Annotated in this window: 14 protein-coding genes and 1 tRNA gene; 8 read left to right on the top strand and 7 right to left on the bottom strand. The window is 69.4% G+C overall.

Annotated features, from left to right (window positions below; genetic code table 11):
- Positions 1-45: 45 nt before the first annotated feature.
- Positions 46-1,383, bottom strand: a complete 1,338-nt coding sequence (locus tag KEG57_RS24885) for a sigma 54-interacting transcriptional regulator (protein WP_272427671.1) — start codon at positions 1,381-1,383, stop codon at positions 46-48.
- Positions 1,384-1,454: 71 nt separating this feature from the next.
- Here KEG57_RS24885 and KEG57_RS24880 point away from each other — a divergent pair, with 71 nt between their 5' ends.
- Positions 1,455-2,153 carry a hypothetical protein gene (locus KEG57_RS24880; protein WP_272427670.1) on the top strand — a complete coding sequence of 233 codons (699 nt, stop codon included), beginning with the start codon at positions 1,455-1,457 and terminating at the stop codon, positions 2,151-2,153.
- Between the two features lie 3 nt (positions 2,154-2,156).
- On the opposite strand, the gene KEG57_RS24875 is transcribed toward KEG57_RS24880, so the two are convergent.
- Both KEG57_RS24875 and KEG57_RS24870 read right to left on the bottom strand, forming a co-directional pair.
- Positions 2,157-3,176, bottom strand: a complete 1,020-nt coding sequence (locus KEG57_RS24875) for a tetratricopeptide repeat protein (RefSeq protein ID WP_272427669.1) — start codon at positions 3,174-3,176, stop codon at positions 2,157-2,159.
- Positions 3,173-4,633 (bottom strand): serine/threonine-protein kinase, encoded by a 1,461-nt coding sequence (locus KEG57_RS24870; protein WP_272427668.1) that lies wholly within the window; start codon positions 4,631-4,633, stop codon positions 3,173-3,175. The genes KEG57_RS24875 and KEG57_RS24870 overlap by 4 nt, the downstream gene beginning before the upstream one ends.
- A gap of 159 nt (positions 4,634-4,792) precedes the next feature.
- Between KEG57_RS24870 and KEG57_RS24865 the strand changes: the two genes are divergently transcribed.
- Positions 4,793-5,347, top strand: coding sequence for a superoxide dismutase family protein (locus tag KEG57_RS24865; RefSeq protein ID WP_272427667.1), 555 nt, complete (start codon positions 4,793-4,795; stop codon positions 5,345-5,347).
- Here KEG57_RS24865 and KEG57_RS24860 read toward each other — a convergent pair.
- Positions 5,331-6,266: a formate/nitrite transporter family protein gene (locus KEG57_RS24860; RefSeq protein ID WP_272427666.1), complete on the bottom strand. Its 936-nt coding sequence runs from the start codon at positions 6,264-6,266 to the stop codon at positions 5,331-5,333. The genes KEG57_RS24865 and KEG57_RS24860 overlap by 17 nt on opposite strands.
- 169 nt (positions 6,267-6,435) lie before the next feature.
- Here KEG57_RS24860 and KEG57_RS24855 point away from each other — a divergent pair, with 169 nt between their 5' ends.
- Together KEG57_RS24855 and KEG57_RS24850 are read left to right on the top strand one after the other, a co-directional pair.
- Positions 6,436-7,911: a tetratricopeptide repeat protein gene (locus KEG57_RS24855; RefSeq protein WP_272427665.1), complete on the top strand. Its 1,476-nt coding sequence runs from the start codon at positions 6,436-6,438 to the stop codon at positions 7,909-7,911.
- Positions 7,912-7,982: 71 nt separating this feature from the next.
- Complete coding sequence (locus KEG57_RS24850) at positions 7,983-8,378, top strand: VOC family protein (protein ID WP_272427664.1); 396 nt, start codon at positions 7,983-7,985, stop codon at positions 8,376-8,378.
- A gap of 3 nt (positions 8,379-8,381) precedes the next feature.
- On the opposite strand, the gene KEG57_RS24845 is transcribed toward KEG57_RS24850, so the two are convergent.
- Entirely contained in the window at positions 8,382-9,578 is a 1,197-nt protein-coding gene (locus KEG57_RS24845) for a hypothetical protein (RefSeq protein WP_272458838.1), read from the bottom strand.
- Between the two features lie 161 nt (positions 9,579-9,739).
- On the opposite strand from KEG57_RS24845, the gene KEG57_RS24840 reads away from it, so the two are divergent.
- From KEG57_RS24840 to KEG57_RS24830, 3 genes are all read left to right on the top strand, one after another.
- Entirely contained in the window at positions 9,740-12,547 is a 2,808-nt protein-coding gene (locus KEG57_RS24840; protein ID WP_272458837.1) for a cation-translocating P-type ATPase, read from the top strand.
- 233 nt (positions 12,548-12,780) lie between these two features.
- On the top strand, positions 12,781-15,450 hold the full coding sequence (locus tag KEG57_RS24835; protein ID WP_272458836.1) for an ATP-binding protein: 2,670 nt from the start codon (positions 12,781-12,783) through the stop codon (positions 15,448-15,450).
- A gap of 32 nt (positions 15,451-15,482) precedes the next feature.
- Positions 15,483-15,986, top strand: a complete 504-nt coding sequence (locus tag KEG57_RS24830) for an acyl-CoA thioesterase (RefSeq protein ID WP_272427660.1) — start codon at positions 15,483-15,485, stop codon at positions 15,984-15,986.
- Positions 15,987-16,003: 17 nt separating this feature from the next.
- Here KEG57_RS24830 and KEG57_RS24825 read toward each other — a convergent pair.
- Together KEG57_RS24825 and KEG57_RS24820 are read right to left on the bottom strand one after the other, a co-directional pair.
- Positions 16,004-16,079 (bottom strand) — tRNA-His (locus KEG57_RS24825).
- A 74-nt stretch (positions 16,080-16,153) separates the two neighbouring features.
- A complete protein-coding gene (locus KEG57_RS24820) occupies positions 16,154-17,236 on the bottom strand; it encodes a histone deacetylase family protein (RefSeq protein WP_272427659.1) in 1,083 nt (360 codons plus the stop codon).
- 85 nt (positions 17,237-17,321) lie between these two features.
- On the opposite strand from KEG57_RS24820, the gene KEG57_RS24815 reads away from it, so the two are divergent.
- Positions 17,322-18,758: a HAMP domain-containing protein gene (locus KEG57_RS24815; protein WP_272427658.1), complete on the top strand. Its 1,437-nt coding sequence runs from the start codon at positions 17,322-17,324 to the stop codon at positions 18,756-18,758.
- Positions 18,759-19,066: the final 308 nt, after the last annotated feature.

Raw genomic sequence — 19,066 nt, 5'->3', positions numbered from 1 at the left:
AGTTCTCGCCAACCGCCACCGCTGGATCGACGGCGCTCGTGGCTCTCAGCTTCCGCCCTCGTCCGCCCCACGGAAGCCGTATTTCCGCAAGAGCGTCCTGAGGTGGCTGCGGTCCATCTTCACCCGGCGCGACGCCTCGGAGATGTTGTCGTTCGTCGCGCGGAGCAGCGCCCGCACATAACGCCGCTCCCATTGATCCGAGGCCTTTTGTTTGCACACGCGGAAAGGCACTTCGAGGTCGATGTCGTCGTCCCGCTCCTTCATCCCGGGGCCCGACTCGACCTCGTTTCCGAGCGCCAGGACGGCCGGATCATTGAGGAGCACGGCGCGCTCGATCGCGGCGCGTAGCTCGCGCACGTTGCCGGGCCACGATTGCCGGCGGAGCGACTCCAGAAGCTCGTCCGGGATGGGTTGGTCGGGGACGAGCTCGGCGTGGAAATGGCGCGCGAGGCGCTCGATGTCGCCGGTGCGCTCGCGCAGCGGCGGGACGTGGATACGAACCACGTTGAGCCGGTAGAAGAGGTCGGCGCGAAACGTGTTGCGGTTGACCTCGGTGCGCAGGTCGCGGTTCGTCGCGGCGATCACGCGGACGTCGAGCTTGACGCGCTGGTTACTGCCGACGCGCTTCACGCTGCGCTCCTCCAGGGCGCGGAGCAGTTTGGGCTGCATGTCGAGCGGCAATTCGCCGATCTCGTCGATGAAAATGGTGCCGCCCTTCGCCTGCTCGAACGCGCCCGCGCGGTCGTTCTGCGCGCCCGTGAACGAGCCTTTGACATGCCCGAAGAGCTCACTCTCGATGAGCGTGGGCGCGATGGCCGCGCAATCGAGGACGACGAACGGGCCCGACGCGCGCGGGCTCGCCTCGTGAATGGCCGCCGCGAGGACGCCCTTTCCCGTGCCGGTCTCGCCTTCGAGGAGGACGGTGCTTTCCGATTGCGCGACGCGTGGCAAGGCCGCGAAAATGCGGCGCATGGCGGCGCTCGCCCCGAGGAGCGGGCCGAAGCCGTCCTCGGGGCTCAGCGCTTCGCAGATGTCCTCGTTCACCTGATCGACGAGCAGCGTCGTGCGGCCGACGCGCACGCGGGCGCCGGGCTCGACGTAGCCCGAGAGGACACGCATGCCGGAGACCCAGGTGCCGTTCGAGGAGCCGAGGTCCTTCAAGAGATACCCCTCGGACGTCGCCGAGAGGCTGAAATGGTGGCGGGAGACGGTGGGATCGGGGAGCACGAGGTCGTTTCCCTGGGCCGTGCCGACGGAGACCTCGCTCATCTGGGCGCGCAGCGAGGTGCCGGCGCCGGGGCCCTCGATCACGGTGAGCGAGAATCCGTCGAGGCGCAGCTCCTTGGGCCGGGAATGAAGGGGCAACGTGCTTTTCGCCGACATGGCCGCACAGCCTACCACGGCGAAGGCCCTGCGTGCGCATCCCGTGGTATCCTCGGCCCGAGGGTGCAATCATGCAAACAGGGAAGGCGGCGCGGATCGCCCTGCTGGTGTGGGCCTCGGGCCTCGTGGCCTTCGGTTGCCAGTTCGTCGCGGGGATCGCGGGGCTTTCGGCGACGGACGAACCCGGCGAGACCTGCGACGAGGAGGCGTGCGGCTTTTATGCCTGCAATGCGGAGGGGACGGATTGCAACACGAATTGCAACCGGATGATGGGGGGGTGCAAGGACGACGCCGTTTGCATCGCGCCGATGAACCAGCCCGGGACTTGCGAGGGATGCGGATGGGCGGCCCTGCCCGGAGTTTGTCCGAGCGCCGAATGCGATTCGTGCGCCGGGAACGTGTGCTTGCGCGTGTGCGATCAGCCGAACGAGTGCATGCAGGCCGACATGGACGCCGGGACCTTGACCTTGCCCCTCGATACGAAGCCGTCACCCATCCGGCTCGAATGCAAGGACCAATGCAACGACGTCCTCGTGAACTGCATGGGTGGCTCTCCCTGCGAGGTCGTCTGCGAGGAGGGAGGTTGTCACAACTTGACCGTGAAATGCGGCCCCGACGGCCAATGCAGCCTCGTCTGCAAGGGCCAGAGCTGCGTGGGCGCGACCGTGATCTGCGGCGACAACCGCTGCACGGCCACGTGTGATACCGCCGTGGAGATCGATCAGGTCTGCGGCGGCTCGTGTGATTGCAAGTCGGAGACGTGCCTCTGACCGTCAGAAGGTGCCGCGGAGCCCGAGCACGCCGGGCCCGACGAGGGGCGTGACGGAGACGGCGTGCGGGGGCGCGTTCTCACGTTTCGGCGCGAGCGCGACGCCCGCGATGCCCACGCCGAGGCCGAGGACGGCCACGCCAAACCCGATGTTCGAAACGTTCGCCAGGGTGTTCGCGGTGGCGAGTGCATCGGCTTGTCCGGGGCATGACGAGCCATTGCAATTCGGCAAGATCTCGCTCGCCTTGGCCAATGTGACGATCCCCGTCACCGCCCCCACGAGGAGCGCCGCGCCGCCGCCGCCGAATCCGGTGACCATGAGGATGGCGGAGGCGCTCGGGCTAGTCGGCGCGGGTATGGAACGCTCCGCGGGCGGCGGCTTCGGCTGCGAAATGGGGGGCAAGGGTTCGGGCGGCGGGGGCTTCGGCGCCTCGGGCGGCGGCTCCGGCGCGTCCTCGAGGGCGGGGATCACGACGGGAATCTCGCCCGGCTGCGAGGGGACGACGACCTCGCCGGTCCAGGCCCGTTTGCCCGGAGCAACCACCGTGACAGTGTGTTTGCCCGGGTCGATTGGCAAGGGGACGTTCAGCGCGGCGACGTCGATGGGTTTGTCGTCGAGCTTCATGCCGAGTCCGGCGGGCGGAGCTTCCATGCGCAGGACCACGTAGGCGAGCTTCTTCTTGAGCTCGACGACGTGGTCGCGCGCGAATTGCTCGCGGTCCTTTTGCCCTTTGCCGCGGGCGAGCGAGACGGCCGACGTGAATTCGGCCCAGGCCGTCGCGATTTTTCCTTCCTTCTCGTGGCAGACGGCGAGGTTCAGCAGCGTGCCGAGCTTCGGGTCGAGGCGCTGGCTCTCGGCGAGCTTCATGCAAGCCTCGGCATAACGCTGCTCGTCGAGGAGCTTGCGGCCCTGCTGGAAGAGCGCCTCGGCGACGGCGATGGATGGGCCTTCTGGCGATTGTGCACGCGCGGCGGAGGCGGTCACGGCAAGCGCGAGCGAAAAGGCAATCGCAGAGCGCCTCATTCGCGCTCCCCGAGGATCGGATCGAGGTTCGGCGTCTTCGACGGCGGTTTGGTCTTTGCAGGTTTGGCCGGGCGTGGTTGCGGGGCCACTGAGGCCGAGGTCGTCGTCGTGGGCGCGGGCGCGGGGCTGATTTCGGGCGGCGCGGGGGAAGGCGCGGCGGTCGGGATTCGCTCGGGCTCGGGCGATTCGACCTGCATGCCGGAGCTCGCGCCGGGCCCGAAAGGTTCGTCGCTCGGGGCAGGGCTCCGCGCCATGAGCGAGGCCGTCCCGCCGATTGCCGCAATGCCGAGCGCGGCGAAGAGCCACCGCGCGGACGGACCATTTTTTCGGTTTACGCTCGACGAATCGAGGGCGGACATGCGCTCGGTGGACGAAGGCTCGGAGCGCGCGTGCGGCGTCTCCGCAGGAGCCGATCGACCCGCCTGCGCCGTGGCGCGGAGGCCCTCGCTTTCGAGCGGGGCGCGGGCGCTCTCGACACTCGACGGCAAGGGGGGACGGGGCACGAGCTCGAGCAGAGCGGCCTGCGCGACGAGGGCCGCGACCGCCTCGCCCGCCGACGCGGGGCGATTGCGCGGCCGCTTTTCGAGCATGGCGAGGACGGGCGCGTCGAGCGCGGGCGGGAGGTCCGGACAAACGCTCGCCATGGCCGGCGGCGGCTCGGTGTCGTGCTTGAGGACGACGTCCATCGCGGAGTCGCCCGCGAACGGCACCACGCCCGTGAGCATTTCGTGGATCATGACGCCGAGCGAATAGATGTCGGACCGAGCGTCGACCTTTTTGCCGCGCGCTTGCTCGGGGGACATGTAGAGCGGGGTGCCGAGCAGGACGCCCGAGCCGGTCTTGTGGGCGACGTCGTCGTCCATGAGCTTCGCGATGCCGAAATCGAGCAATTTGGGGAAATGGGAGCCGTCGCGCTCGGCGGCGAGGAAGACGTTCTCCGGCTTGAGGTCGCGGTGCGTGATGCCCGCCTCGTGCGCGGCGTCGAGTGCGGAGGCGACGCCCTGGGCGATCTGGAGGGCTGTCGGGATCGGCAGGCGGCGCTTCTGCTGGATGAGCGCGGCGAGGGTCTGGCCCTCGACATACTCCATCACGAAGTAATGCCGTCCGCCGGGGAGCGTGTTGAAAGAAAAGATGTCGATGATGTTGCGGTGGCGGATCTTGTTCACCGCGCGCGCCTCGGCAATGAATCGGGAGACGGCCTCCGGGTCCGAGGCGAAGCGCCGGTTCAGGACCTTGACGGCGACCTTCTTGCCGATGAGCGGGTGCTCGCCGGCATAGACGTCGCCGAACGTGCCGCCGCCGATCTTGCGGTCGATGCGGTACTCGCCGACCATCGTGCCGGGCTCGAGCGTGTCGTCCGTCGGAAAAAAATCGGGCGATACGAGCGCCGCGCCATGCGCCGGGCATACGGGCACGTCGTCCTCGTAGCCCTCGCGGCACTCCGGACACATTCGCATACGAGGCCGGAGCTTACCGTTCCCAGGCGTTCCTTGGCTACACCTTCGACGAGGCGATCAGGCCCACGAAGGGACGCTTGCCGAGCCCGGCGAACGCGCCATGATGCGCGAACTTTCCAGGCAGGGATGCTTGGAGGACCAACGGCAGGGGAGGGGTACGTGACGAAGAAAGGCCATCCTTTCGCGGTCTTGGGCGCGTGTGTTCTGGCGGTGCTCTGCGGGTGCAGTGACGACGTCGCCGAAAACCCGGAGGGCGTAAAGGACGGGGCCCGGGCGACGGCGGAAATCACGCCCTCGACGGGCCAGACCGTCACGGGGACGGCCGTGTTCACCGAGGAGAATGGGCTCGTGCGGCTCAACCTCCACTTGAATGGCCTCGTCCCCGGCGTCCACGCGGTGCACATCCACGAAATGCCCGACTGCGGGATGGACGGAAACAATGCCATGGGGCACTGGAACCCGACGAACGAGGCGCACGGGGAGTGGGGAAGGCCGCCGTTTCATCGGGGCGATATCGGCAACGTGAAGGCGGACATGATGGGACAGGCGTCGTTCGCCCTCCGAACGGATCTCTGGACCCTCGGGGACGAGTCCACGACGGACGTCGTGAATCACGCATTCATGGTGCACGCAGATCCGGACGATTTCATCTCGCAGCCGTCGGGCAATGCGGGCGCCCGGATCGGCTGCGGCGTGATCAAGCTGAATCCGTAGCAGCGGCCGGCTCGCGCTCGGACGTGGGCTCGGGCTCGCTCGCGAGCAGCTCCAGCACGGGGGGCTCGGGGACGAGGACGAGCGCAGGGGCCGGCGCGGCGAGCTCCGGGGGCGCGGGGGCCTGGGCGGCGGCCTCGGGCTTGGGTTTGTGCGTGAAGTAAAGCGCCATTCCCGTGAAGAGGCAGCCGCCCACGAAATTGCCGGCCGTGACCGGGAGCTGGTTCTTGAGCCACCAGTCCGCGAACGTCACCTTCGCGCCGAGCATCATGCCGGCCGGAATGACGAACATGTTCACGACCGAATGCTCATAGCCATGCGCGAAAAACACGAAAACCGGTAGCCAAGCGGCGGCGATCTTGCCGACGGTCGACGTGGACGTCATGGCCATGACGACGCCTAGACAAACCATCCAGTTGCAGAGGATGCTCCGGACGAACACGCCGAGGAGGCCGGCGAGGCCGTACTGGGGGAACTGGGTTTTCGCCTGGGCGATGGCGACGATCTTGTTCGCGACGGCGTCGGGCGGGACGCTGCCCGCCATCGTGAGCGAGATCGAGAGCAGCCACGCATAAAAGAGGCTGCCCACGAGGTTCGCGGAGAATACGACGCCGAAGTTGCGGAGGACCTGCCAGAGGGTCACGCGCTTGTCGAGCATCGCCATGGGCAGAAGCGCGAAGTTGCCCGTGACGAGCTCGAACCCGAGCAGGACGATCATCACGAAGCCGACGGGAAAGACGAGCGCGCCGGCGACCGGGAGGGTGGTCTGGACGGTCGTGGTGACGGCCAGGCTCGTGGCGAAGCCGAGGAGCGCGCCCGAGAGGAAGCCGCGGATCACGAGGTCCCGGAGCGACGCCGCGGCCTTGGCCGCGCCCGCGTCGAGCATGGTGGAGACGACCTTCGACGGAGCGACGTAGTCCATGAACGGAGCCATCATCACCCGCGCGCGCCGCCCTTGGGAAGCCCCTCGCCGGAGGATCGCAGGAACCCACCAAGAAACGGCGTGTCGCTCCGTCTATCTGCGGTCCGCGATCCCGGCCATCCGTCCGGGGGCGCGGGTGTGATACAACAAACCAGGCATCGAGGTGCACATGAACCCGAAGCGGTGGAGCTCGCGTGTGATTCTGGGGGTGTCGTTACTCGTCACGGGGGCCGCGGGCGCCGAGGACACGCCGGCGCCGGCGCCGGCACCGAAGGCGGAAGGGGCGGCGGCGGCCGATCCGGCGGCGGATGCGGAGGCGTTCCTGAAGACGTGGAACGAGAGCGGCAAGCCGCTTTGCGAGAAGAACGAGCCGGGTTGCGCGGCGGCCGGGCAGGCGCTGGTGAAGGCGGCGGCAGCGTTCGAGGCGGCGCACAAGCGAGACAAGGCGATCGCCGTGCGGAAGATGATCCTCGACCCGAAGAACCGGCTCGATTACACGGATTACGGCAAGGAGGCGGCGTTCCTCGTCGCCACGAACCTGCAGTCGATCGGTGAATTCGCCGAGGCCGCGAATTACCACGAGGCGGCCGCCCGCAAGTTCCCGCAAATGGCGCAGGCGCCGGCCGCGCTGGCCGAGGCCGTGATGCTGCGGAGCGGGCTGAAGGACCAGAAGGCGGCCGCCCTGGACGTCGAGCTTTTCGCGAAGAATTACGGGGCGAAGCAGCCGGAGGAGTCGGCGCGGCTCGCGGTCGTGATGGCGGATTTCCTGGTCGGCGAGGAGAAATGGCTCGACGCGCGCGGGTGGCTCCAGAAATGGATGGCGGCGGTGGACAAGGGGGGTGGACTGCAGGATCGGATCCACGCGCACACGCTGCTCGGGCGCTCGATGGCGAAGCTCGACGACAAGAAGGGCGCGGCGAAGGAGTTCGAGGTCGTGCGCGCGGCGTGGAAGAATCCCGAGGCCAGCTTGAAGGAGCTCGCGGCGCAGGGGGGCAGCGACCAGGACCAGGCGCGGCGGGTCGGGCGGGCGGTGACGGACGTGGGCGAGGCGTTGTTCTTCTTCGCCGAGGAAAAACGGGTCGAGGCCGATGCGATCCGGTATCCCGAATACAAGGGGCCCGCGGACCGTGAATCGGTGATGAAGCACATCAACACGAAGGTCGTGGATTGGGTGAAGAAGAAGCGGCCGGCGATCGAGGAGGTGGAGAAGGCCTACGGGCAGGTGGTGACGCTGAATCCCGCGCCGCCGCCGAAGTGGGTGATTGCCTCGGCGTCGCGCGTGGGGATGTTGTGGGGCAAGTTCGTCGCGGAGTTCCGCGCGGCGCCGATCCCCAAGGAATGGCGGGGGAACGGCACGATCCCCGGGACGACCCTCACGTACGAGGAGCTGCGGAAAGCTTATTACGAGAAGCTCGACGAGGCGAGCGAGCCGCAGAAGCTGCAGGCGAAGAAGGCCTTCGAGGTTTGCGTGAATTACTCGGCGAAGTATCAATACTTCGATCAGTACGCGCGGAATTGCAGCGTGTGGCTCGCGAAGAACTACCCGAAGGAGCACGTGCTCGTGGAGGAGCTCGTTCCGCGCCACGCAGGCGCGAGCTCCGTGCTCCAGCCGTCGCCGGTCGCGAAGGCCGCGCCTTCTCGTTAGAAGAGCCGAAGAGCGACGAGGGCGCGCGCCGGGCCATCCCGACGCGCGCCCGGCCGTGCTAGGGAGAGCGCATGACCCCCGACGAACCCTACCTCATGCCCTCCCACGTGAGGCTGCTCGTCTCGGACCCGGCGCGCTCGACGGCGTTTTACGAGTCGCTCGGTTTCCACTGCGTGAATCGCGACGGCGTGTTCGTGCACCTGCGCTGGGCCCGGTACGCCGACGTGTTCCTGGTCGGGATGCCGAGCGGCGTCGAGCTGCCGGGGCAACGCGGGCTCGGGGTGATCCTGTGTTTCTACGCGAGCGACGAGGTGTCGCTCGACGATCTGCGCGCCCGGGCCGAGGCCTCCGGCGCTGCGGTGGACGGGCCGCGCAACCAGCCGTGGTTCACGCGTGAGCTCGTGGTGACGGATCCGGAAGGGTACAAGCTCGCATTCGTGACGCCGAGCGAGCGCGTGGAGGCGTAGCGCTCACTGGCACGCGAGCCGGCAGCGCGACGCGGCCGAGAGGCACTGCGCCTGGCAGGATTGCCAGCGGCCGTACTCGCTGCTCAGCGTCGGCTCGCTGCCGCAGCCGCGATTGCATTGTTTCTGCGTGGCGGAGCAACGGTCGACGCAGGCCGTGCCATTGTCCGGGAGCGCGGGTTTGTCCGAGGTGGCAGGCGCTTTGCGGGGCTGGGTCGCGGGCGCGGCGCGGGCCTTTGCGGGCGCGGGGGTGTCGGCAGGATTGGCGTCGTCGGAGGTAGGGGGCGAGCCGCCGGGGGCGTCCGCGGGGCGCGAGGAGCGGCCGATCGAGGGCGGACGGCCGATCATGGGGCGCATGCCGCATTGCTCGTAGGCGCTCTTGAAGAGGTCGGTGCTCGGCTCTTCGTTGGGTCCGAGAGGCAAGTCGCAGCCACGCGCGAGGTTGCCGAGGCTGCGACGTACGGCGTCGGCCGCGAGGCGCGAAGGGCCACTTTCGCGGAGAGGTCGTTCGCCCTTGGCCTGCGCGTCGGTGCCAGCGAGGAGCGGGGCCGGGCCAGACGAGTTCGCACCAGCGCGGCCGACGAGGAAAGCGCCAACGGAGGCGACGACGATGACGATGCCGGCGATGGCGAAGAGCAAGGTGAAGCGGCGGCCGTCGACGGGGCGGGCAGGCTCGCGCGAAGCCGTGCCGGGCCAGACGGGCGCGTACGGATCCCGAAGGAGCGGGGCGTCAGGGCCGCGGGGAGGCTCGACGACGGTGGGAGTGGGCGCGGGAGCGGGAGCGGCAGCGGGCGCGGAGGCGGCTTCGGGCGCGGGCGCGGGAGCGGTCTCGGGTGCGGGAGCGGCAGCGGGCGCGGCAGCGGGCTCGGCAGCGGGCGCGGCAGCGGCCTCGGGTGTGAGCGGCGCGAGCGGAGGTGGCGGCGGGAAGGCGGGCGCTACGCCGGCGCGCTGGAGCGGCGCGGGCCACTCCATGAGCGGTCGCGCTTGCTTCAGCGCTTCGACGAGACGATCGAGCGAGCCTTGTCGCTCGAAGTGCCGGATGACCTCACGCGCAACGTCCTGGATGCCGCGACCCTCGCCGGGCAGGCCGGTCGCGCCGAGGCCCTCGGCGAGCTCGCGTAGATCCTTGGCGCTGAAACAAAGCGTGATGCATCGGCGCACCTCGGCCGGGTCGTAGCTCGGCCGTTCCCCTTGGTCGCTCACGCCGGGAGCTTACCCCGGCCCGCGGCCCATGGGCACCGGAAGCGCTCCCCCGCCCGTTCGAAACGAAACGATCGGGGTTCGGGGCGCAGCTCGGCTCGTCCGAGCGTAGCCCCGAGCGTTGAAAGGACTCGGCACGCGCCGTGAAGGGGTCGGGGAAGGACATGAAGCAAGTTGTGCCCGCGCCCGCCCGGACCGAGCAGAAAGCGTACTACGCGGAGCCCACCGAGGCCGTACTCGTAGCCCTTGGGAGCTCCGAAAACGGGCTGCTCTCCACGGAGGCCACACGAAGGCTCACGGAGCATGGACCCAACGTGCTGCCGAGGGCCGCCCGGGAAGGCCCGCTCGCGCTTTTGTTCCGGCAGATCAAGAGCCCGCTCATCTACGTGCTCATCGCGGCCGCGGCGCTCGCCTTCGCGCTCGGGAAGTACACGGACGGCGCGGTGGTGCTCGGCGTGGTCGTGCTGAACACGCTGATCGGCTTCATCCAGGAGTACCGCGCAGGTCAGGAGATCGAGGCGCTCTCGGCCCTCGTGCCCGAGCTCGCGACGGTGCTGCGCGACGGCGGAAAGATCACCGTGCCCGCGGAAGAGCTCGTGCCCGGCGACGTCGTGCTGCTCGCGGCCGGTGACAAGGCAGCCGCAGACATGCGGCTCCTGCACGTGAAGAACCTCGCGGCCGACGAGGCGCCGCTGACGGGGGAGTCGGTGCCGGTGCGCAAGCACGTCGAGCCAGCGCCGAAGGACGCCGCCGTGGCCGATCGGAAGAGCATGGTCCACGGCGGCACGTTGATCACGACGGGCACGGGGCAAGCCGTGGTGGTGGCGACGGGCGCGCAGACGGAGATCGGGAAGATCTCATCACTGCTGCGCGAAGCCACGGAGCTCGAGACGCCCCTCACGCGCTCGCTCGCGCGCGTGGCGCAGGTGCTGACGGTGGCGATCGCGATCGTGGCGGCGCTCTTGGTGGCCGTCGCGCTCGTGCGCGGCTACCCCTTCCTCGAAGCGATCCTCGCGGGGATCACGCTGGCGGTGGCGGCGATCCCGGAGGGCCTGCCGGCGATCATCACGATCTCGCTGGCGATCGGCGTGCGACGGATGGCAGCGCGGCGCGCGGTGGTGCGGAAGCTGCCGGCCGTCGAGACGCTGGGACAAGCGGGCGTCGTGTGTACGGACAAGACGGGCACGCTGACGCGGAGCGAGATGACGGTGTCCGCGATCTGGACGCCGTCGGACGCGTACGAGCTGTCGGGCGTGGGGTACGAGCCGAAAGGCGAGCTCAGGCGCGACGGGAAGCCTTTGGGCGCGACGCCGGACGACGTGCGCGCGCTGCTCCGCGCCGCCGCGCTGTGCAACGACGCGCGGCTCGTGCAGCGTGAGGGCGGGGGCTTCGGGATCACGGGGGATCCGACGGAAGCGGCGCTCGTCGTGGCCGCGCAGAAGCTCGGGATGACGGGCGACGCGTTGCACGAGGAGGCGCCGCGACGCGACGCGATCCCGTTCGAGTCGGAGCACAAGTACATGGCGACGCTGCACGCGTCGGCCGCGGGCGAGCAAGAGATCTTGATGAAGGGCGCGCCGGAGGTGGTGCTCGGCCGCGCGAGTCGGCTCGCCGGCGGAGCAGAGCTCGATCGACAGGTCGTGCTCACGCACGTGGAGGCGATGGCGTCGCGCGGGATGCGCGTGCTCGCGGTGGCGTCACGCAAGCCGGAGCAGCCGCTCGTGGGGCTCGGCGAGGCGGAGGTGGCGTGTGGGCTCGAGCTGCTCGGGCTCGTGGGGATGATCGATCCGCCGAGGCCGGAGGCGATCGAGGCGGTGAAGGCGTGTCAACACGCGGGGATCACGGTCAAGATGATCACGGGCGATCACCCCGTGACGGCGAAGGCAATCGCGATCGAGCTCGGGCTCATCGGACCTGCGGACGAGGTCGTCACGGGCCGCGAGCTCTCCGCGATGTCGCACGCGGATCTCGCGAAGGCGGCGCGGACGCAGAACGTGTTCGCGCGCGTGGCGCCGGAGCACAAGCTCAGGCTCGTGGAGGCGCTGCAAGCCGCGCGGCAAGTCGTGGCGATGACGGGCGACGGCGTGAACGACGCGCCGGCGTTGAAGCAGGCGAACATCGGCGTCGCGATGGGGATCACGGGGACGGCCGTGGCCAAGCAAGCGGCCGACATCGTGCTCACGGACGACAACTTCGCGAGCATTCGCGCGGCCGTGGAGGAGGGCCGGCGTGTCTACGACAACCTGATCAAGGCGCTCGCGTTCGTGCTGCCGACGAACATCGGCGAGGCGCTCGTGCTGCTCATCGCGGTGCTGTTTTTCCCGCTCGAAGGCGGGCGGCCGCTCCTGCCGATGGCGCCCGTGCAGATCCTCTGGATCAACCTCGTCGCCACGGTGACCTTGTCGCTCCCGCTCGCGTTCGAGGCCAAGGAGCCGAACCTGATGGAGCGGCCGCCGCGCCGCACCGACGAGCCCATCCTCGGGCGGTTCGTGCTCGCGCGGACGGTGGTCGTGGCGCTCCTCATGACGGCCGGTGCGGTGGGGCTCTTCTTGATGGAGTACCGAGACAAGCTCGACGCCGGACTGCCGCCGGACTTCGCGCTGCGCGAGGCGCAGACGATGGCCGTGACCACGATGGTCCTGTTCCAGGTGTTCTACCTCCTGAACTGCCGCTCGCTCCACGGATCGTCCCTGGAGATCGGGCTGTTCTCGAACCCGCTCGTGTACGTCGGGATCGGAGCGCTCCTCTTGCTCCAGCTCGGGTTCGTGTACCTGCCGTTCATGCACACGCTCTTCGATTCGGCCCCGCTCGGCGCTTCGGAGTGGGCGAAATCCACGGCCGCCGCCCTCGTGGTCCTGCCGGTCATCGGCCTGGAGAAGTGGTGGCAACGGAGGAGGTCGCTGCGCCGTACCGGGCGCACCCCGGGCGGCCCGAGCTTCCGGGTCTTCCGCCCACGGCTCCGGCCGTCTTAGTCCCGAGGGGGACGCCTCGCGTCCCCCTCTCGTCCGGGCAGAGCCCGGCCGATTCACCCCCCGAGGCGAGCTCGCTACGCGATCTCGCGGAGCAGCGACTTGTCGCTGCTCCAGGCTTCCCGAAAGGCATCGGGGCTCGAAATGCACCCGGCGCCGCTTTCCTCGGAGCGGGCAAGGCTATACCCTCGCCGCGTCGGAGAAAAACCTCCCTCGCCAGACCTCCGCGGAGCTCGATGGAGACCGAGAGACCAAACGTCAGTGCGCCACGCGCGCCCGCGTGTCCGCTCGTGGGCCGGGACGAAGAGCTTTCCCTGCTCGCCGAGAGCCTCGCCGCCGTCGAAGAGCGGCGCGACACGCGCATCGTGACGATCGTCGGACCCGCAGGCATCGGCAAGACGCGGCTCGTCGCGGAGTTCGTCGCGTCGCGCAAGAACGAGGTCCGCGCGTTCGAAGGCAGCGCGCGCGACGGTTCGGTGTCGTTCTCGCCCTTCGCGCGGCTCATCCGCTCGCGCTTCGGCCTCGTGCGCGGCATGGACCCGGACGAGGCGCGCAGGGCGATCCGGCAGCAACTCGAAGGCGTGCTCGAGCCGCGGCGCGTGAGCGACGCCGTGACGTTCCTCGGGCAGCTCCTCGGTCTGACCGAAGAGGAGAGCCCGCTGACGCGCGCCGTGAGCGACGACCCGCACGAAGCCGAGCTCGTGCGCCGCGCCGTGGTGAAGGCGTTCCTCGAAGCGGACGCGCAGAAGGGTCCGCTCATCCTGGTGCTCGAAGATCTGCACGAGGCGCACGAGGACGCGCTCTCGCTGCTTCGCTACCTGCTCGAATACCTGACGGGCCCGATCCTCGTGATCTGCACGGGCCGCGATGATCTCGTCTACCGGCAGGAGGACTGGGCGCGCGTGGGCGAGCGAAGGCACACGCTGCTCTCGCTCGGTCCGCTCGGCGACGCGGACAGCGCGCGTGTGTCGAGCGCGATGCTCGCGGTCTTTGCGTTCGGCGGTGAGGTGCCCGCGCCGCTCATCGAGACGGCGTGTGCGTTCGCGCGAGGGAACCCGGGGCTCCTCGCGCAGATGGTGGAGATTTACGCGGCCGAGGGCGTGATCGCCGAGGCCACGACGGAAGAGGGCGAGACCCGGCTCGTGCTCCACCCGGAGCGGCTCAGGGCGGCGCGGCTGCCGGCGACGGTCGAGGACGCGGTCGAGGCGCGCGTGGCCTCACTCGACGAGGAAGAGCGCACCGTGCTCGAGCAGGCGGCGGCGATGGGCGCCGTGTTCTGGAGCGGCGCGTTCGTGGCGCTCGCGCGCACGGGGCTCGAAGCGCCGGACCTCTGGGTCGAGGAGGAGACGGGCGACGTCGCGCGGATCGGGCGCATGCTCGACGGCCTCTGCAAGAACGGGTGGATCGTGCGCCGCGCCGGGACGATTTTTCCGGGCTCGGTGGAGTACGCCTGGGCGCGGAGCGAGGAGCGCGAGGCGATCGCGTCGGAGACGAGCACCGACGCGAAGAGCCTCTCCAACCGCGTCATCGCCGACTGGATGGAGCATCAGCCCGGCGTGCGCACGAGCGAGGAGCGGATCGCGTCGCTCGCGCGGCACCGCGAGCAAGCCGGCGAGTCGATCCAGGCGGGCCTCGCGTACCTGGAGGCGGCGGCCGTGGCGCGGCGCAGGTACGCGAACGGCAAATCGTGCGAGTACTACCAGCGAGGCCTGGAGTTGCTCGGCGACTCGCACGACGGCGCGCGGATCGACGCGCTGCACGCGTACGGCGACGTGCTCCAGTCGATGGGCTACATCGACGACGCGATGGCGGCGTTCCGCGGGATGCTGACGCTCGCGTACCGGCTCGACATGAAGAAGAAGGGCGGCGCCGCGCACAACCGCATCGGCCGGCTCTTCCGCGACATGGGCTCGCTCGACGAGGGCGAGCGGCACCTGACGACGGCGATGTCGCTCTTCGAAGCCTCGGGCGACGAGCGCGGCGTGGCCTCGACGATCGACGACCTCGGCAAGATCGCCTGGCTCAAAGGTGAGTACGAGTCGGCGCTCACGAGCTTCCGCGACGGCCTCACGCGTCGGCAGAAGCTCGGCGACAGGCGATCGATCGCGCTGTCGCTCAACAACGTGGGCCTCGCGCTGCAGGACTCGGGGCAGTTCAAGGAGGCGCTCGAGGCGTTCGAGCAGTCGCTCGCGATCCGGCGCGAGGTCGGCGACCTCGTCGGCGTGGTGACGACGCTGAACAACCTCGGGACGATCGCCGAGGAGCGCAGGAATTTTCAGAAGGCGCTCGTGATGTTCGAGGAGGCCCTCGAGGTGGCGCAGCAGATCGGCGATCGGAACAAGATCGCGCTCGTGCTGACGAACATCGGGACGACGTACTACCGCAGCGGCGAGCCCGAGAAGGCGATCGGCGTGCTCGTGCGCGCCGAGGGCCTGTGCGACGAGCTCGGCGATCGGCTGAAGCTCGCCGAGACGCTCCGCGCGCTCGGCAAGGCGTACCTGATGCAAGGCGACCTCGGCAAGGCGCGCGACTGCATCGGCCGCGCGGTCGACCTCTTCGCCTCCGTGCGCAGCAAGGTGCACCTCGCGGCGGCGCTCCGGACGCTCGGCGAGATCACGGCGGCCGGCGGCTGGGGCCACGCGCATACGACGAGCGCGCGTGAGTACTTCGACCGCGCCGTGGCGATCTTCGAGCAGAGCGGCAACGAGGTGGAGCTCGCGCGGACGTTCAAGACCTACGCGCGTTTCCTGCGGAAGAACCCGGAGCTCGCGGGCAACGAAGAGGTGCAGAAGGAGGCGAGCACGATGGATGCGCGCGCCGAGGCGATCTTCGGGCGGCTGCAAATGACGAGCGCGAGCAAGTCGGAGCTGCCGCCCTCGCCGGAGGCCGAGATCGAGGTGGGGTGACGGGAGCCACGCCTCCGTGGTACCCGGCATCCATGTCGACCCTCGCCGCCTCGCTTCCTCCCCGCAACGTCAGCGACTCGATCACGACGATGACCGAGTACGTGCTCCCGACGCACGCGAACGCGCTCGGGAACGTGTTCGGCGGGCAGATCCTCGCGTGGATCGATCTCTGCGCCGCGATCTGCGCGCAGCGTCACGCCGGCCGGCTCGCGGTGACCGCGGAGTTCGACGACGTCTCGTTCGAGGCGCCCATCAAGGTCGGGCAAGTCGTGCTGCTCCGCGCCCGCGTGACGGCGGCGTTTCGGACCTCCGTCGAGATCCTCGTCGACGTCGAAGGCGAGGATGCGCCCTCGGGCAAGCGCTGGCGGTGCGCGCACGCGTTCGTGACCTTCGTGGCGATGCAGGAGGTCGACGGCACGCTCAAGCCCGCGCTCGTCCCGGCGCTCGTCTGCGAGACCGAGGAGGATCGGGCGCTCGCGCTGGAGGCGAACGATCGGAGGAATGAGCGTCTGGCGCGGCGGAAGCGCGCGCGCTGAGGATCAGCTCGACGACTTGGGGTGAGTAACGGGGCTCGAACCCGCGACAGCTGGTACCACAAACCAGCGCTCTACCAACTGAGCTATACCCACCGTGGTACGACCCCTGAGGGGCAACACCGGGCGCGCACTGTACACGGTTCGCCCTAGCGTGCAACGATTTTGTTTCAGATCCCTCGCCAGCGCTCGGCGGCCGTCGTCCGGGCTTGCGTGACCTCACCCGTGTGCCGGAAGGAGGCGGGCGGCGCGTTGCTCGACCTCGGCTCGGCCGAGACGGCGGACGCCGCGCTGATCAGCGTCTCTGCGAGCGAGCTCGACAGCGCCGAGAGGTCGTAGCCGCCTTCCAGGAAAAACGCGAGCCGGCCCTCGGCGTTCCGCTGCGCCGCGCGCGCGATCAGCGTCGCCATCGTCGCGTAGCCCTGATCCGACACGCACATGTCCGCGAGCGGATCGCGCTGGTGCGCGTCGAAGCCCGCCGACACGAGGATGAGCTCCGGCTCGAACGCCTCGAGCACCGGATCGACGATCTGCCGGAACGCTTCGGCGTACACCCGATCCCCCGCGCCCTGCGAGAGCGGCACGTTCACCGTGTAGCCCTCCGCGTCGCCGCCGCCCTTCTCGTGCACCGCGCCCGTGCCCGGATAGTACGGGAACTGGTGCAGCGAGATGTAGAGCACGCGCGGATCGGTCCAGAAGATGTCCTGCGTGCCGTTGCCGTGATGCACGTCCCAGTCGAGGATCGCCACGCGCTCGAGCCCCTTCGCGAGCGCGCTCGCGGCCGCGACCGCGACGTTGTTCAAGAGGCAGAAGCCCATGCCGCGGCTACGCGTCGCGTGATGACCCGGCGGGCGCAAAAGCGCGAGGCCGGGAGAACGCGCCTCGCCTGGCTTCTGGCTCGACGGATCGAGCAGCGCGTCGACGAGCGTGATGCCGGCGCCTGCCGCGCGCCGCGCTGCGGCGACGGACGAGGGCGCGAGGTACGTGTCCGGATCGAGCGAGGCGTGATGGCCGGCGAGCTTCGCGAGGCTCGCGAGGTAGGCCTCGTCGTGCACGCGCGCGAGCTCCTCTTCCGTTGCGTCACGTGTCTCGACGGGCGTGATGCCGAGGCCTTCACGAGCACAACGATCGAGTGCCGCGCGCGCCGCGTGCAGGCGCTCGGGGCGCTCGGGGTGGTAGCCGCGCGAGCGGTGGTCGTCGAAGAGCGCGTCACCGACGACGAGGATCTGCGAGGCGGGGTTCGTTGCGATCATGGGACTCCGGCAGGGACGGTTGAGGACTCGCCCGGGCGGATGGTAACGTCCTTACCCCGTCGCCCGCAAAGGAGGGCGGCCTTTCATGCGCGCAAAAATCATTACCGTTTTCACGGTGGTCGTGCTGGTGGTGGGGGTGCTCGCGTTTGCCTTGACCCGGGCCTCCTTGAACCCTGGGTCGCCCCGGGCCGACGCGGCCCGAGCGCTGGTCGCCGCCGAGGCGGTTCTTCGGGTCCAGGCCGGGGAGGTCGAGCGGTGGCTCGCGTCCCAGGCTGCGGATCCGAAGGTGCGTGAGCCCTTCAGCGCAGGCACGGGCCAGGCCAGGAGCGACGGAGCCACCAGTGTGGCGAACGGTATCAAGACCGCCACCAGCAAAGCGCCTGCGATCGCTGGGCTCGGGCCCTCGCTCGTGGCGATCGTGGATGCGAAGGGCACGGCGCTCGGCCGGGACGGCTCGCCCTTCCTGCGTGGGGATGATCTGGGCGGGATTTACCCAGCGCTCCGGGCCGGGCTCGCCGAGGGGCGGGCGGGCTCGGATGTGTGGGTGACGCCGGCGCGGAACGAGCAATTGCTCGTGTCGTGGGCCCCCATCCGGGGCGAGAACGGGCAGGTGCTCGGCGGGCTCGTGCTCGGGACGGCGCTCGGCGACGCTCGCTTGACGGACGTGGCGAATCAAACGAGCGGGGCCACGCTCTGGTTCGAGGTGAAGGACAAGGACGGCTATCGAATCGTCGCGCAATCGAAGGGCGGCGCGCCGGACCTCGCCTCGGCGATCGACACGAAGCAGCTCGAAGCGGGCGCGGCGTCGGCGCTCGCGACGGGGCAGGCGGTCGACGTCACGGCCTTGCCGCCCGATTTCGGCGTGAAGGTGGGCCCGCTCGGCGGGTATGGCGACGGCAAGCGGGCGCTGCTCGTGGCGGTGGCGCGGGCGAATGCGCCGGCGGCGACGACGTTACTGTTTCCGTTTCTCGGGGCCATTGCGCTCGGCATCGTGCTCGTGGCCATGGCGGGGCATGTCCTCGGGCAATCGATCATGCGGCCCATCGAGGAGATCGAGGAGGGGCTGCTCGCGATCATGAATGGTCGGACGGACCTGCGTTTCCAGATCGAGCATCCGGAGCTCGGTGGTCTCGCCTCGCGGCTGAACAGCCTTCTGAGCCAGCTCCTCGGCATGCCGGAGGACGAAACCGGCGCGCCGCCGCCGGCCATGGCGGTGCGGGGGAAGGAGCCCGAAGAGGCGCTCGCGGTGGACGAGTCGCTCGCGAAACAGCAGGCGTCGGGCGGCGAGGCGACGGCGCTCGGCGCGGAGGACGAGGCCGCGTATCACGCGCGCATCTTCGACGATTACATCCGCGCGAAGAAGAGCGTGGGGGATCCGGTCGATCACATCACGCGGGACGCGTTCGTCGCGCGGATCGTGGCGAGCGAGAAGCAGATGGCGCAGAAGCACGGGAAACCCGTGCGGTACAAGGTCGAGGTGCGCGGCAAGGAGGTCGTCTTGCTCGCGGTGCCGCTCGGGTAAAGCGACCTTGCTGCGTGACGTTCGGGCGGAGCTATCCGAGGGCGCCTTGCGAGTCTGCCGTGCGAGGCTGCGCCGAGCGCCCTGAGGGCTGCGGAGCCTTGCACGGCCTCCCTGCTTGTATCAACCCCACCCTGTAGTAGGCAGCAAGCTGGGAGAGGGTCGCCGTACACTGCTTGAGGCTTTGTCCTCGTACCTGAGATCGGCGCCCTCGACCGGTGTTCTTGGCTCGGACGGTATCATGGGGTCCCCCTCCAGGGGGCATCCCCGCATCTACAAGCGCGAGCATGGACACCGGCTCCGAGGCTCCC

The sequence above is a fragment of the Polyangium jinanense genome, from assembly GCF_028435365.1.
The sequence above is the reverse complement of the archived record's forward strand: the minus strand, read 5'-3'. Positions and strand labels throughout refer to the sequence as shown.